The organism is Vibrio sp. S17_S38, assembly GCF_014694375.1.
GTDB lineage: Bacteria > Pseudomonadota > Gammaproteobacteria > Enterobacterales > Vibrionaceae > Vibrio.
Genome location: NZ_JAAUWW010000002.1, coordinates 139,806 through 155,183, shown reverse-complemented (window position 1 = coordinate 155,183; position 15,378 = coordinate 139,806). Strand labels below are relative to the sequence as shown.

The window sequence follows — 15,378 nt, the reverse complement described above, 5'->3', positions numbered from 1 at the left end:
TCTTGGCAAGCTAACTTCACATGGATAAGTGGAAATGATTATGAAAGTTACCAAAGGCACCCTTATTGATTGGGGGCAACAAGCTACATTGTTAATCATCGTCTCAGTTTTATTTCTATATCTCGGAACCAATATGTCTGAGAATATCGATAGTTTGGGGATCACAACCGGATTTGATTTTCTAAATGATCGTGCCGGTTACGATATTACCTTTAGTTTAATTGACTACAATCCAAACGATACTTACTTACGCGCTTATTGGGTTGGCGTTGCTAACACTTTACTCGTCTCATTTATGAGTATTATTTTTGCGACTTTACTCGGCTTTATAGTCGGAGTTGGGCGGGTATCGAAAAATTGGGTCGTGAGTAAACTTTGTCGTGCCTATGTAGAATTAATTCGAAATGTACCATTGGTGATTCAATTAGTTTGGTGGTATGCACTTTTTTTAAGTTTACCGCCAGTTAGAAATAGTATTTCTCTCGCTGATGATATCTATCTGTCTAATCGAGGCCTCGCTATACCACATATATCAATGAATGGTTATGGCATATATGTTCTGATAGCGTTAGTCGTCTCCTTCACATTAGCATTGGTATACCGAAATTACGTTTATCACCGTTCTCAATGGCAAGGCTTTAACCCTACCATATGGCCTAAGTTCACATTGATCACACTCTCGCTTCCCTTTCTGATGATCATGTTCATTTTATTGACCAACAATGCCTCAATCAGCAGTCCAAAACTTACCGGATTTAATTTCCAAGGAGGGATGATCGTTATTCCAGAACTCGTTGCTTTGTGCGTTGCATTATCGGTATACAGCTCAAGTTATATTGCCGAAATTGTTAGAGGTTGTATCCAATCCATATCTTCTGGTCAGCAAGAAGCGGGAAAAGCATTGGGCTTTACCGATCACAACATAATGTGGAAATTGATTGTGCCACAAGCCATATATCCAATGGTTCCACAAATTACGAGTGTCTATCTCAATATCATTAAAAACTCATCATTAGGGGTGGTGATTGGGTTCATGGAACTCGTTTCTTCCACCGGAGGCACAACTCTCAATAATACAGGGCAAGCGATTGAATGCATCCTCCTCGTTATGGGAACTTATTGTGTTTTTAGCCTCATTACGAGCCTATTAATGAATTGGTATAACTCACGTATTTCGATAGGGAAATAATCATGAATAACGACAGTACTATTAGCATGATTGAATCAAGACCCGCCATCCAAATAAAAAAAGATTGGATAACGTGGTGTAAGAGAAACTTATTCTCGACACCTTTTAATACCTTACTGACAATTGTTGGCGCCCTTTTTATCGTTTGGGCAATACCTACAATGTTGAATTGGTTTATTTTCGATGCCACTTTTGTCGGAAAAACCCAAGCCGATTGCGTTTCTAATGGTGCTTGCTGGCTGCCCGTGGTCAACCGTATTGAATTATTCACTTATGGTATGTATCCAGAAAGCCAACAATGGCGTGTCGATGTCGCGTTTGGTTTGGCCGCTCTCGTCATTCCAATGTTGTACATTAAACGCATAAGCCGACCTTTTATGCTCACTTACTTAATCATTCTACCTTTTGCTATGTGGATGATGTTAAAGGGCGGCAATTTTGGTCTAGAAACGATCTCTACCACTAAATTTGCCGGCATGATGCTAACTTTATTTCTGGCTATTTTTGGTATGGTTTTCGCATTACCTTTGGGCGTTTTATTAGCGCTAGGGCGTCGTTCAAAAAAACCGATTATCCACGGGTTAAGTGTCGCCTATATTGAGTTAGTCCGCTCAGTTCCCGTCATCACACTGCTTTTTATGGCTTCATTAATGATCCAATTATTCTTACCACCAGGGCAAGAATTTGATGTTTTATTAAGAGTCGTGGCGGTTTTAGTACTCTTTACTGCTGCCTATATGGCTGAGACGATCCGAGGAGGATTACAGTCCATTCCTCAAGGGCAATTTGAAGCTGCAAAAGCCTTGGGATTCGGTTATTGGAAAATGATGGGACAAATTATTTTGCCTCAGGTACTGAAAAACTCAATTCCATCATTACTTAACCAATTTGTTGGGATTTTAAAAGAAACAACCTTGGTCATGATTGTCGGTGTTCTCGATATTGTAGGCGTGGCATCAAGTACTCTCTCCAATGCCAAATGGGTTGGCTTAGAAAATGAAATGTATGCATTTTTAGCATTGTTCTTTTTCGTGTGCTGTTTCTCTTTATCACAATACGCTTCTCACCTCGAACGCCGACTAAAGTAATTTCACGGAGATAGAAAAATGGATGTTATTAATATTAATCAACTCAACAAATGGTATGGCGACTATCACGCACTCCGAGATATCAATCTAACCATTAAAAAAGGTCAACGTATTGTAATATGTGGCCCTTCTGGATCAGGAAAATCAACGCTAATCCGTTGCATCAATCAACTCGAAAAGCATCAATCTGGTTCCTTAGTTGTCTTTGGATCAACCGTACAAGATACACCTAATGAATTGATAAATTTAAGAAAGCAAGTTGGTATGTGCTTTCAATCATTTAACCTTTTCCCCCACTTAACCGTATTAGAAAACTGTGTTTTACCCCAAACGTCTAATCTTAACGTCAGTGAAAATGAAGCGATTGAAGTCGCTTTAACCCTACTTGAAAAAGTTAAAATAAAAGAGCAAGCCAATAAATACCCAAGTCAACTTTCTGGTGGTCAACAACAGCGCGTTGCCATTGCTAGAGCTCTGTGTATGAAACCAGAGGTCATGCTATTTGACGAGCCAACCTCAGCCTTAGATCCTGAAATGATCTCAGAAGTTCTGGACGTAATGACCGACCTCGCTCAAGAGGGTATGACCATGATTTGTGTTACACATGAAATGGGGTTTGCTCGTAAAGTTGCAGATCGCGTTATTTTTATGGATCAAGGTCAAATCATTGAAGAAAATAATCCTGAAAACTTCTTCTCTTCTCCTAAATCACCACGAACTCAAATGTTTTTAAATCAACTCATTCAACATTAAGGTCAATTATGTCTCACGAATATTCAATCGCTATCCACGGCGGTGCCGGAGCGATGTCAAAAGGTAAGCTTTCTCCAGAACAAGAAGAAAGTATAGAAAATATTCTAAAAGGAATCATTGAAGAGAGCCTAAAAGATTTGAGTGAAGGGCAAAGCGCATTAGATGTCGTTCAAGCCGCCGTCAATAAACTTGAAGATTGCCCATGGTTTAATGCAGGAAAAGGTGCCGTATTTAATCATGATGGTAAACATGAACTAGATGCTGCGATCATGTGTGGTAAAACCTTAGAAGCCGGAGCAGTATCCGGTATACGGTATAGTCCAAATCCTATTAATGTCGCAAGAGCAGTAATGGAACACTCCCCTCATGTTTATTTAGGAGGAGAAGGTGCCGAGAAGTTTGTTCGAGACTGTGGGCTACCAGAAGTAGATAACCAATATTTTTCGACCGATATGCGCTATCAACAATTACAATCAGCTCTATCCGCTCAAAGTGTTATTTTAGAGCCAACCACGAATGATTATAAATACGGAACAGTAGGCGCGGTGGCGAAAGATAAGCATGGTAATCTTGCCGCGGCAACTTCAACTGGAGGGATCACCAATAAACAATATGGGCGCATTGGTGACACCCCCGTTATTGGCTCTGGTACCTATGCCAATAATCTAACTTGCGCCGTTTCAGCCACCGGACATGGTGAACACTTTCTACGTCACGTCGTAGGATATAATGTATCTGCCCGTATGCAGTTTGCACACTTAGACTTAACATCTGCTGCAGAACATGTTGTATTTCAAGATTTACCTTCTACCGGAGGCAGTGGAGGTCTTATTGCTATTGATAAAGAAGGTAATATCACTTTACCTTTTAACACTGAAGGGATGTATCGTGGCTGGGGCGCAAACACCCTGCCAGCTCAATCTAAAATTTATAAATAAACAAAAAAACAGTACCACTGACGACCAGCCTCAACCGGTTTCTTCTTAGGTTGAGGCTGGTCATTTGTACAATATTTTGAGTGAAAAATCACAGCCATGAATTTTATTCCTAGCTATAAATAGGGTAAACAAGTGCTAATAACTCTAACCAATTACCAACTAGCTCAGGTATAGTAAGCCTCTACTCTTTGACAGAAATCGCTGTTATAAAAAGATATATAACCGTTAGGAATTAAATTATGTCGCAACAAGTTGGCTTGCGTATGGTAGCAACACTTGAGGCTTCAAAAGGAGTATTGGCCGTTATCGTCGCGTTGGGTATCCATACTTTATTTAGTCATGACGCACACCAAGTTGCATTGAGTTTAGTCAAATACTGCCACCTTAATCCGATTAATTATTATCCCCATATGTTTATAGATAAGGTGGGTTCATTAACACCAGATAATATAGGCATGATAACCGTATTAGTTTTAGCTTATAGCTCTATTCGATTTATCGAAGCCTATGGTTTATGGAAGGCCAAGACGTGGACAGAATGGTTTGCTTTTCTAAGCGGTACTATTTATTTACCCTTTGAAATTTATGAAATGATCAAACAGATCGATGTGTTGACGGTTGGAGCATTTGTCATCAATATTATTATTGTGGCTTATATGGGCTATATTTTATTCCAGCCAAAAATGAAAAGTTCAGCATCAATCAAGCTAAAATAATAGAGACAGCAATTACTCTGATGACCGCTAGTTAATCTGCCATTCTAAACACTTATTAAGTTCTATAATAAGTCGACTCATTTCCTAATGCTGAATTCGCTTAATTTTTACTATCTTATTGTTGTAATCACATCAAATTTATAGCTTCACCAACTTACTATGGACAATAAAAAACCACCTCATTCTTACAAACGAGGTGGTTTTCTTATTTCTTATTTCTTATTGCCATGCTTCATTGAATCTAACGCCACAGCAAAGATGATAATGCCACCTTTGATGATGTACTGCCAATATGGGCTGACACCAATGTAGGTCATGCCGTAGTTGATTACGGTGAAGATCAATACCCCCGTCACCACGCCCATCACGGTACCGACACCACCAGCAAAAGACACCCCACCAACCACACAGGCTGCAATAGCATCTAGTTCATACATGAAACCCACGTTATTGGTCGCACTACCGATACGTCCTGCTTCTAACATGCCGCCAAAAGCATAGAACACACCTGAAATCGCATAGATTTTTAGCAATGTAATTGGAACATTCACGCCAGATACTTTTGCTGCGTCTGGGTTACCACCAATGGCGTAAATATTTTTACCAAAGACAGTTTTATTCCACATGATCCAAACAACAATCATTGCGGCAATCGCGTAGAAAGTAATGTATGAAAGCCTAAAATCACCTAACCGGATAAAGCCTTGTGCAAAGGTTGAGAAACGCTCATCAAAACCTGCGATAGGCGATGCACCAATAGAGTCAAAGTACAAAGAGTTAATACCGTATACGATGATCATCGAGCCTAACGTGGCAATAAAAGGAGTTACCTTCATGTACGCCACAATAATACCGTTCACTAACCCAATTAATGCGCCAACAATACACACCATGACAATAACGCCCACGATTGGCATTTCACCTAATTGTGGAAATACTTTGTTCGCGTTATCAGTCGCTTGTAGCAAACTGGCAGAAAGTACTGCGGCCAAACCGACTTGTCGCCCTGCCGATAAATCGGTTCCTTGGGTAATAATTAACCCTGCAACGCCCAGTGCAATAATCACTCGCACAGAAGATTGAGTTAAAATATTACTTAAATTACGTAGACTTAAAAATGATGGTTCTTGAATAACAATAATTGCCAGAAGAATAAATAGCACGCCATAAATGCCGCCTGCTTTAATGTATTTTAAACTGTGTTTCTTTAAATTTTCCATGGGTTATCCCTTACAGATAAAGTGCCGCTAATTCTAATATTTCAGTTTGAGTCGTGTTTTTTGTTTCCACTATTCCAGCCGCACGGCCATTACTCATTACGAGTATACGGTCGGTGGTACCCAATAATTCGGGCATTTCTGATGAAATAATAATCACGCCTTTATCTTTATTCGCCAGCTCGAGGATCAGTTGATAAATTTCAAATTTAGCGCCAACATCAATGCCTCGTGTTGGTTCATCTAACATTAAAATCTCTGGCCCCGTTAGCAACCAACGACCAATAATCACTTTTTGCTGATTACCGCCCGATAACGATCCAATGGTTGTGCCGTGAGACGGCGTTTTCACCCTCATGGCATCGATTACCCATTGAGTATCGGATTTCATTTTAGAATTACTGAGCAAACCAGATTTGGTTTTGTACTGCTCAACGTTCGCGACAAGGGAGTTAAAGGTAATATCAAGCTCACCATAAATCCCAGTTGAACGTCTTTCTTCTGTTACCAACGCAAAACCATTTTGTATTGCTTCGTGAGCATCTTTATTACGCATTAGTTTATCGTGCAATAAGATTTCACCACTCGATTTATCTCGGATACCAAAAATAGTTTCGACGATATCAGTACGGCGAGAACCCACTAAGCCTGCAATGCCAAGGATTTCACCTTTACGTAGCTCAAAACTCACATCTTGGATAGAAGGTTGATTTAATGCGGTTAAATTACGAACATGAAGAATGGTTTCTTTAGGAATATTGGTTTTTTCTGGGAATCGGTTGGTAAGTTCACGCCCAACCATCATGCCAATAATGGAGTTCATATCGAGGCCAGCAAGTGGTCTTGTTTCGACCCACTGACCATCTCGTAGAATGGTAATATCATCACAAATGGCAAATATCTCTTCCATCTTATGAGAGATATAAACAATTCCGCAGCCTTTTTCTTTGAGTTTATTGATGATTTTAAATAGATGGCTGACTTCTTTCTCACTTAATGACGAAGTCGGTTCATCCATGATCACGATTTTAGCGTCATAAGAAAAAGCTTTGGCAATTTCAACCATTTGCATTTGAGATACCGATAAATTGCCCGCTTTCTCTTTCGGATCAATATTGATATCAAGCTCTTCGAATACCGCTTTGGTATCGTTATACATTTTGTCATGATCGACAAAAAATCCTTTGGTCGGATAGCGTCCTAACCAAAGATTATCCATTACCGTTCTTTGAAGCACTTGGTTCAACTCTTGGTGAACCATCGAAACGCCTGATTCTAGAGCTTCTTTTGAAGACTGAAAGTTAACTTTTTCACCAAGGAAAACAATATCACCTTCATCTCTTTCATAAATACCAAATAAGCATTTTAATAACGTCGATTTGCCCGCGCCATTTTCACCCATTAAGGCATGAATAGAATGAGGGCGAACTTTTAAACTCACCTTATCTAATGCTTTCACCCCTGGAAACTGCTTACTAATCCCTGTCATTTCCAATAAGTAGGAATCTTGTTTCATATCCATAGTCACACTCAAATTAATATTGCTAATCGATAAGACAAAAGAAAAGACCAACCAGATTTAGCCAGTCTTCCTTTTAATTTTTAGCGTCTATTTTATGCTGATAGTCAGTCGTTAAAGATCTAACTTCAACGACCAAAAATCATTATTTCAGAGTGCTTTTGTCAACCGCAACATAAGGAACACGGATTACTTTTCCGTCTAATTTCCATTTAGTACCTTGAGTTGCTGGCTTACCTTGTGCAAGGTTACGAGCAAGTTCAAATGTCGCTTCCGCTTGTGAATCAGCATCATTTAGAACCGTACCCGCCATTTCACCTGATTTCACAAGTGCAACCGCTTCAGTTAATGCATCCACACCAAACACTGGCAGCATAGTACCGGCTGCTTTTAATGCTTCAATTGCGCCCATTGCCATTCCATCATTGTTGGCAATAACCACTTCGATATTCTTACCATTTGGACCTGCAAGCCAAGCATCCATTTTATCTTTTGCCATTGCAGCATCCCACATCGCAGTATCAAGTTGCAGCTGCTGAGTTTTATAACCTTCATCGTTTAAGGTTTTAATCACGTAAGTTGTACGTGCTTCTGCATCAGGATGACCAGGTTCGCCTTTTAGCAATACGTATTGAATCACGCCATCTTTGTTTAAATCCCAAGCTGGATTTGCTTTCCATTGCTTAGCGATCATTTTGCCTTGAATAATGCCCGACTCTTTAGAATCAGTACCTACGTAGTAAGCTTTATCGTAACTTGCCATTGCTTTAGCAGACGGTTCTTTGTTGTAGAACACAACTGGAACTTCATCTAATTTCGCTTTTTTGATCACGGCAGGCGCAGCTGCTGGATCAACCAAGTTAATCGCCAGCGCTTGAACACCACGAGCTAACATGACGTCAATCTGATCATTTTGCATAGATTGGTTGTTTTGTGAGTCATTCATTAACACTTTGACGCTTGGATCTTTTGCGGCATTCGCTTCAAGTGCCTGTCTTACCACGGACATGAAGTTATCATCATATTTATAAACGGTAACACCAATAGAGGTTTCAGCCAGTGCATTAGTTGCGAATAACAACCCAGAGGTAATAGCTGCAGCAAGTACGATTTTTTTCATGTAGGTATCCTATGTTTCATTATTTTTATTGTGAATAATCCATTTCACTTGGTATTGGTATACTTAATACCACCAGAATGAAAACGTTTACCTAAAAGAGGTTAAACTGAATCTGAAAATAAAAAAATGAGGAAGTTAACATTTTGTTACTTTTTTTGGCTTTATGAATGGATATGTGAAGTAGTTAGCATTTTACCTCACCTCGATGAATGAATTGAAACCAATCCATTGGTATTGCAGATAACAAGACTAGAAATGAGAACGATAACACTAATATAACTACACTGCTTTATCCTATTTCCTCAAAAATACCATATCGTTCGTTCAACGATCCTTTATTAATACTATGTATCAGCGTGATTTTTATAATGTAATAATGGTATAAATATTGGATAACAATAATATTCAAAACTATCCCATAAAAGGAACGGATTATGACAAATATTGCCTTTATCACAGGCGCAACATCTGGTTTTGGCCGTGCTGCTGCGCGTCGTTTTGCGAAAGATGGCTGGTCGCTAGTGCTATCAGGTCGCCGTATGGAGCGTTTGCTTGAGCTAAAAGAAGAATTAAGTGGCGTTCCAGTTCACGTGGTTCAATTGGATGTACGTGATGATCAAGCGGTCGCAGCAGCAGTGGCTGAATTGCCAGCAGAGTTTGCTCAAGTCAAAACATTGGTTAATAACGCAGGTTTAGCGTTAGCACCACAAAGCGCCGAAAAAGTGGACCTCAAAGATTGGCACACCATGATCGATACCAACGTGACAGGTTTAGTGAATGTCACGCATGCTTTATTACCGATTTTAATTAAGACAGGTGCTGGGTCTACTATCATTAACGTTGGCTCAATTGCGGGTCAATGGCCTTATCCGGGTAGCCATGTTTATGGTGCAAGTAAAGCCTTCGTCCAGCAGTTCAGCTATAACTTGCGCTGTGATCTACAAGGTACAGGTGTACGTGTGACCGATATCGCACCGGGCATGGCTGAAACCGAATTTACCTTAGTGCGCACTAACGGTGATCAAACCGCATCGGATAATCTTTACAACAGCACCACTCCACTGAGCGCGGAAGATATTGCCGAGCAAATGTTCTACCTTGCCACGTTGCCAGATCACATCAACATCAACCGTTTGGAAGTAATGCCAACTCGCCAAGCTTGGGCAGGATTTTCAGTAGACCGCGATTAATCGTCGACGACATTAATATAAATAAAACACAATAAAAAACAGCTTGAGCAAATTTCGTGCTCAAGCTGTTTTTGTATGTTGCTATTCTTGTCAACGCCGAGATTGATAGCTGCTTTGATTCATCTACAGCATTGCTTCGATTATGCTAGCTGTTGTGATCGATGAGCAACCAAACGCCATCGGATCACGTCAATCATACAAAATAGAAGTAAGCTGCCCCCCATCAATGGGAGTGCATAACCAAATATCATTGCCAATACAATAACCAACACTTTCGCCAGAGGGGCTAATGCTAACCACGCTTCGACTAATGTTTCGTTCGTGTTTGCAACCATAGGGCGACGCTTCCACCAAATAACGTAACCCCAAGCGATAACTGTACATAAAGAAATACCAAATACAGCAAGGATCAGTTGATTCGGCCAGCCAAATAATACGCCCATATGCGCATCGATTCCCCAACGGATCAGCTTAGCGACAATAGGAAAGTTCTTAAACTCAGCGTGATCAATCACTGTCATTGAAATGGGTTCAACCGATACAGAATCCACTTGCGTTGGCCAAGATCTATCAATCTCACTCACAAGCCAAGCTGTATTATTTTTATATGAGGGCACAATTTCTATCTTGCCAGCATCAATTCCAGACTGACGAGCCGCAGCCAATACACCATCAAATTCTGAATCCTTAATATCCACCGCTTTAGATGCTGTATTAATTGGTAATTGTCGGGAAACAGATGGTGTCACCCAGCCAATAGAATTACGCCATTGTGAAATATTACCACCCGCCCACTTTGACCATGTTAGGCCTGTCGCCGAGAAAAATATTAATCCCAAGCTGATCCAAATAGCCACCTTGGCATGTCGCGAGCGATACTGCGCATAAGAGCCCGATTTAGACTTGTTATTGAAACTACGGCGTTGTTGCCACCATAAAAATATTCCGCCAAGCGCCGCTATCCACATCCATGAGGCCGCGAGCTCACTGTAATAACGGCCAATAGGGCCAAGTAATAAATCGGTATGCATAAAATCAATTGCAATGCGAAATGGCAACACACCGCTGGTACCATAACTGGATAATTCACCTTTGATTTCAAGTGTCACCGGATCCACGAACACTGTTCTTGCTCTAGCTCGCTCAAGAGTAGGATCGATAAATAAAACACGTGTTGTTTCGCCAGCTGCTGGCGCTGGACGTACCGATTTAATAACCAGTGGCTCAGGTAAACTACGCCGCGCAGCAGCAATCTGAGCACTTAATGCCTGTGCCTCCCCCTGACTTGTTGTCGTCAATTCTTGATGATAAATCGCTTGCTCAATCTGTGGGGTTAAAACATAAAACGTTCCCGTCAATGCCGCCATAAAAATGAATGGACCAATAAATAGGCCAATATAGAAATGTAAGCGCTTAATAAAGGCACTTACTCCTCGGTGGGGATTGATATCATTTACTGTCATTTTAATTCTCAAAAAATGATTTAAGCCGGCATGAAACAACCAGCAACGCTAAAATTTAAAGGAACAAAATGTAACATAAAAGTAGATGGTTTGTTGAATAATAACTTGTCATGTGGATTGATAAACATACTGAATTATTTACAAGCACTAAAATTTGTCATTTAGGATTTTAATCAATAAATTGGAGAGCAGAAATACCTCACTTCTTAATCTAGGTGAAATGATGGTACTGAGATTATTTTCGTGGATAAGCTTTCTAGCGCATTGAAGCGTCAGGGGGTATGTTTTTATAGCGGGCAGGTAATTAGTTCATCTAGGCTAATATTTTATTCCTTATTTGTTTAGGAAAATAGACCTACGATCATTTCAGGCGTAAAAACTGCAACTCATAATCACAAGTTGCAGCTTGATTTAACGTATGGGATTTTTCTCTATAACAGGCTATCTATATCCATTTCCATTTCAGCGGCTGAATAGGTTGGAGAATAACGCTCAATAACGTTCCCTTCTCCATCAACTAAAAACTTAGTAAAGTTCCATTTCAGCTCACCATCATCAAAGATTTGATCGATTGAGACTAGCTTTTCGATTAACGCCAAACTTCCATCATTGGTTTTATCATCTGAGCGTTCTGTTTTTAAATACTTGAATAGCGGATCAGCATCAGGGCCATTGACATCAATTTTAGCGAAATTAGTAAAGGTTACGCCAAAATTCAAAGAACAAAATTCTGCAATACCCGCGTCATCTTCTGGTGATTGCTGCAAAAACTGATTGCATGGGAAACCAAGCACCTCAAAACCTTTATCTTTACGGCTTCGGTATATATCTTCCAAGCCTTCTAGTTGTGGCGTTAAACCACATTTAGTTGCAATATTCACAATCAGCAATGCTTTCCCTTTATACTGCGACAAAGAAACCATTTCACCTTGTGCATTTTTCACTTCAAAGCTATGTACGTTCATTATTTTCTTCCTTTTAATATAAACATTCATTTCAACTACCACTTTAGGGTAGTTCTTTGCCATTATTGATTTGAATCAGTATTCGAGATCACAAATTTAGCATTATAGATGTAATTTAATTACAAGTTGGGCTGATTTATGACCGAAGTAAGTGCAAACAAAACCAGAGTTGTCATCATTGGTAATGGTATGGTAGGACATCGTTTTATTGAGGATCTCGTTGAAAAAGGCGACCTTAATCAATTCGAAATCACAGCCTTTTGTGAAGAACCTCGTGTTGCCTACGACCGCGTTCATTTATCGTCTTATTTCTCCCACCACACCGCGGATGAACTTTCACTGGTAAAAGAAGGTTTCTACCAAAAGCATAATATCAATGTGCTGATTGGTGAACGTGCGATTAACTTTAATCGTGACAATAAAACCGTCTATTCTAGCTCTGGTCGTGAAATTCAATACGACAAACTTATTTTAGCCACTGGTTCTTATCCTTTTGTTCCGCCAATTAAAGGTAACGAAAGCAAAGATTGCTTTGTCTACCGTACTATTGAAGACTTAAAAGCGATAGAGGCAACCGCGAAAAAAAGTAAAAGTGGTGCAGTCATCGGCGGTGGTTTGCTTGGTCTTGAAGCGGCTGGTGCATTAAAAGCGTTAGGCGTTCAAACTCATGTAATCGAGTTCGCACCCGTTTTAATGGCAGAGCAGCTTGATTTGCAAGGTGGCTTACAGCTACGCAATAAAATCGAACGAATGGGCGTACAAGTTCATACTAGCAAAAATACTTTAGAGATCATTCCCCAAGGTGAAACCGCACGTAATACCATGAAGTTTGCCGATGGCTCCGAACTTGAAGTCGATTTCATCGTATTCTCTGCCGGTATTCGCCCGCAAGATCGCCTGTCTCGTCAAGCCGAACTAGAAATTGGTCCACGCGGCGGTATCGCCATTAATGATAGCTGCCAAACATCCGATCCAGATATTTATGCGATTGGTGAATGCGCGTCTTGGAATGGTGCTTTCTTTGGTTTAGTCGCGCCCGGTTATAAAATGGCGCAAGTCACGGTTGATCAAATACTCGCTTTTTCTAAATCAACAACATCCGACAGCCAATTTACCGGTGCCGACATGAGTGCCAAGCTAAAACTGCTCGGTGTAAAAGTAGGCAGTATTGGTGATGCGAATGGCCGCACACCCAATTGCAAAAACTTTGTGTATCAAAATGATGAGCAAGATATCTATAAGCGCTTGATCGTATCAGAAGACAGTAAAAAACTATTAGGCGCGGTATTAGTTGGTGATACCTCTGACTATGGCAACCTATTGCAGCTTCATTTAAATGATATGGATTTGCCTGAGCATCCTGATGCATTGATATTACCGGCTCATGCGGGCGGTGAAAAACCATCAATGGGCGCAGATGCCCTACCCGATTCAGCAGTAATTTGTTCTTGTTTTGATGTCACGAAAGGAAAAATTGCCGCCGCGGTTGCTGAAGGCCACACCACTCTTGGCGATATTAAAATGGTTACCAAAGCCGGTACAGGTTGTGGTGGTTGTGTTCCAATGATCACTCAAGTGCTTAATGCCGAGCTCGCCAAAGCTGGTATCGAAGTGAAAAACGATATTTGTGAGCACTTTGAATATTCTCGCCAAGAATTGTTTCACTTATGCCGCGTTGAAGGTATTCGCTCATTTGATCAACTGCTTGAAAAACACGGCCACGGTTACGGCTGTGAAGTATGTAAACCAACCGTTGGTTCTATCTTAGCGTCTTGCTGGGGCGATCATGTCTTAAAACCACAACATGTTGGCCTACAAGATACCAATGATAACTTCCTTGGCAATATGCAAAAAGACGGTACTTACTCAGTCATTCCACGCATGGCAGGTGGTGAAGTAACCCCTCAAGCATTAGCCGTTCTTGCTAATGTTGCTGCTGAGTATAATTTGTATACCAAAATCACGGGTGCGCAACGTATTGGCTTATTTGGTGCACAAAAAGATGACTTACCAGAAATCTGGAAAAAACTCATCACAGCCGGTTATGAAACAGGTCAAGCCTATGCAAAAGCGCTGCGTATGGCAAAAACTTGTGTGGGAAGCACTTGGTGCCGCTTTGGTGTTCAAGATAGTGTTGGACTTGGTTCATTCCTTGAGAACCGTTATAAAGGTATTCGCACCCCTCACAAGATGAAGTTTGGTGTATCAGGTTGTACGCGTGAGTGTGCAGAAGCTCAAGGCAAAGATTTGGGTATTATCGCCACTGATGCAGGCTGGAATATGTATGTGGGTGGCAATGGTGGTATGAATCCACGTCACGGGGATTTATTAGCGTCTGATTTAGATAAAGAAACGCTGATCAAATACGTTGACCGCTTCATGATGTTCTACATCCGTACCGCAGATAAATTGCAACGTACTTCCGTATGGCTAGAAAACTTAGATGGCGGTGTTGATTACCTACGTAAAGTGGTGATTGAAGATACCTTAGGCATCAACAAGCAATTGGAAAAAGACGTGCAAGTTTTAGTGGATAGCTACAGTTGTGAATGGACCGACACCATTAACGATCCAAGTCAATTAACTCGTTTTGCTCACTTTATTAATGCAGATCAACGTGATGACAATGTGGTGTTTGTTTCTGAACGTGAGCAACATCGCCCTGCGACCTTCACGGAAAAATTTCCGCATCTAAAAGGCGATATTCTTCATACTGATTTGAAAAATACGACAGTGACCACGGAGGAAGTGTAATGACAGCTCAACAAAAAACTAAAAAAACAAGCTGGATCAGCGTATGCCAACTGAGCGATATTGCCCCAAAAACGGGTGTCTGTGCGTTAGTCAATGGTCAGCAAGTTGCCATCTTCCGTCCTCGTTTTGATGAGCAATTATTTGCTATCAATAACATGGATCCTTTTGCACAATCGAACGTATTATCACGCGGTTTAATTTGTGAACATAATTCAGAACTTTGGGTGGCGAGTCCACTGAAAAAGCAACGCTTCAATCTTGAAACTGGCGTTTGTATGGAAAATGAAGCGATGAATGTCGCCACTTATGAAATACGCGTTAACGGCAGCCAAATAGAAGTGAAAGCATAAATTATTCACGTTAATTATAGATTCCGGATAACTTGTCTCTCGTTTCCGGAATAACAATTTTCCAAGTTTTAATACCCATAGCGATTTAACTTAAAACTAAATCGCTATCAATATTC

General features: G+C 40.5%; 13 protein-coding genes. 8 read left to right on the top strand and 5 right to left on the bottom strand.

The window, feature by feature from the left end; all coding sequences use genetic code 11:
* The first annotated feature begins 40 nt into the window (after positions 1-40).
* The 5 genes from HC725_RS02320 (at position 41) to HC725_RS02300 (ending at position 4,684) form a co-directional block, all read left to right on the top strand.
* Positions 41-1,189 (top strand): amino acid ABC transporter permease, encoded by a 1,149-nt coding sequence (locus tag HC725_RS02320; protein WP_238928404.1) that lies wholly within the window; start codon positions 41-43, stop codon positions 1,187-1,189.
* Positions 1,190-1,191: 2 nt separating this feature from the next.
* Positions 1,192-2,277: an amino acid ABC transporter permease gene (locus HC725_RS02315; RefSeq protein ID WP_190330152.1), complete on the top strand. Its 1,086-nt coding sequence runs from the start codon at positions 1,192-1,194 to the stop codon at positions 2,275-2,277.
* Positions 2,278-2,295: 18 nt separating this feature from the next.
* Positions 2,296-3,030, top strand: a complete 735-nt coding sequence (locus HC725_RS02310) for an amino acid ABC transporter ATP-binding protein (RefSeq protein ID WP_190330151.1) — start codon at positions 2,296-2,298, stop codon at positions 3,028-3,030.
* An 8-nt stretch (positions 3,031-3,038) separates the two neighbouring features.
* Complete coding sequence (locus HC725_RS02305) at positions 3,039-3,968, top strand: isoaspartyl peptidase/L-asparaginase family protein (RefSeq protein ID WP_190330150.1); 930 nt, start codon at positions 3,039-3,041, stop codon at positions 3,966-3,968.
* A 239-nt stretch (positions 3,969-4,207) separates the two neighbouring features.
* Positions 4,208-4,684 (top strand): DUF2127 domain-containing protein, encoded by a 477-nt coding sequence (locus HC725_RS02300; RefSeq protein WP_190330149.1) that lies wholly within the window; start codon positions 4,208-4,210, stop codon positions 4,682-4,684.
* Between the two features lie 212 nt (positions 4,685-4,896).
* On the opposite strand, the gene mglC is transcribed toward HC725_RS02300, so the two are convergent.
* The 3 genes from mglC to mglB all read right to left on the bottom strand — a co-directional run bounded on the left by mglC (position 4,897) and on the right by mglB (position 8,540).
* Complete coding sequence (gene mglC / locus HC725_RS02295; RefSeq protein ID WP_190330148.1) at positions 4,897-5,904, bottom strand: galactose/methyl galactoside ABC transporter permease MglC; 1,008 nt, start codon at positions 5,902-5,904, stop codon at positions 4,897-4,899.
* A 10-nt stretch (positions 5,905-5,914) separates the two neighbouring features.
* Positions 5,915-7,423, bottom strand: a complete 1,509-nt coding sequence (mglA, locus tag HC725_RS02290) for a galactose/methyl galactoside ABC transporter ATP-binding protein MglA (protein ID WP_190330147.1) — start codon at positions 7,421-7,423, stop codon at positions 5,915-5,917.
* Between the two features lie 142 nt (positions 7,424-7,565).
* A complete protein-coding gene (gene mglB / locus HC725_RS02285) occupies positions 7,566-8,540 on the bottom strand; it encodes a galactose/glucose ABC transporter substrate-binding protein MglB (RefSeq protein WP_190330146.1) in 975 nt (324 codons plus the stop codon).
* Between the two features lie 434 nt (positions 8,541-8,974).
* Between mglB and HC725_RS02280 the strand changes: the two genes are divergently transcribed.
* Positions 8,975-9,730 (top strand): SDR family NAD(P)-dependent oxidoreductase, encoded by a 756-nt coding sequence (locus HC725_RS02280; RefSeq protein WP_190330145.1) that lies wholly within the window; start codon positions 8,975-8,977, stop codon positions 9,728-9,730.
* Between the two features lie 140 nt (positions 9,731-9,870).
* Here the strand turns inward: HC725_RS02280 and HC725_RS02275 are convergent, their stop codons facing one another.
* Positions 9,871-11,193 carry a PepSY-associated TM helix domain-containing protein gene (locus HC725_RS02275; RefSeq protein ID WP_190330144.1) on the bottom strand — a complete coding sequence of 441 codons (1,323 nt, stop codon included), beginning with the start codon at positions 11,191-11,193 and terminating at the stop codon, positions 9,871-9,873.
* A 431-nt stretch (positions 11,194-11,624) separates the two neighbouring features.
* Complete coding sequence (locus HC725_RS02270) at positions 11,625-12,158, bottom strand: glutathione peroxidase (RefSeq protein ID WP_190330143.1); 534 nt, start codon at positions 12,156-12,158, stop codon at positions 11,625-11,627.
* A 138-nt stretch (positions 12,159-12,296) separates the two neighbouring features.
* On the opposite strand from HC725_RS02270, the gene nirB reads away from it, so the two are divergent.
* Both nirB and nirD read left to right on the top strand, forming a co-directional pair.
* Positions 12,297-14,912 carry a nitrite reductase large subunit NirB gene (nirB, locus tag HC725_RS02265; protein ID WP_190330142.1) on the top strand — a complete coding sequence of 872 codons (2,616 nt, stop codon included), beginning with the start codon at positions 12,297-12,299 and terminating at the stop codon, positions 14,910-14,912.
* Positions 14,912-15,262, top strand: coding sequence for a nitrite reductase small subunit NirD (gene nirD, locus HC725_RS02260; protein ID WP_190330141.1), 351 nt, complete (start codon positions 14,912-14,914; stop codon positions 15,260-15,262). Before nirB ends, nirD begins: the two co-directional genes overlap by 1 nt.
* Positions 15,263-15,378: the final 116 nt, after the last annotated feature.